General features: G+C 70.1%; 1 protein-coding gene. It reads left to right on the top strand.

Annotated elements, in window-relative coordinates; genetic code table 11:
* Positions 1–431, top strand: a 431-nt coding sequence (locus MTQ10_RS31005) for a YwqJ-related putative deaminase (protein ID WP_247474158.1), incomplete at its 5' end; no start/stop codon positions are given.
* Positions 432–442 lie beyond the last annotated feature (11 nt).

The following is a 442-nucleotide window of genomic DNA, read 5'->3' as shown; positions in this document are numbered from 1 at the left end:
CCCCCACGCTCCGTCACCGCCGCGACGGCATCCTCCCCACCATCGCCGCCGCCCTCTCCGTCCGCGGCGCCACCCTCACCGCCACCGCCGCACGCGGAGAAACACCCCCCACACTCCACCCCCTCGTACAGGACTTCCTCGACACCCTCACCAGCAACCAACGCGACCGCTTCACCGGACGCTGCGCCGAAACCATCCTCATCTCACGCCACCTCACCACCGCCGACGCCGCCCGCAGCAAACGCGCTGCCCGCAAACCCATGACCAACGGCGAAGCACGCAAAGCCCTCAAACACGCCAAACTCACCACCCGCCGCATCCGCGAAGACGGCGACCCCCTCCACGGCACCTTCACCCACCCCTGCCGCGCCTGCACCGCCCTCAGCGCCCACTTCGGCATCCGCATCGTCGACCCCGCCACCGACAACTGACCCCATCCAGG

It is taken from the genome of Streptomyces sp. XM83C, assembly GCF_023072675.1.
GTDB lineage: Bacteria > Actinomycetota > Actinomycetes > Streptomycetales > Streptomycetaceae > Streptomyces > Streptomyces thermocoprophilus.
The sequence above is the reverse complement of the archived record's forward strand: the minus strand, read 5'-3'. Positions and strand labels throughout refer to the sequence as shown.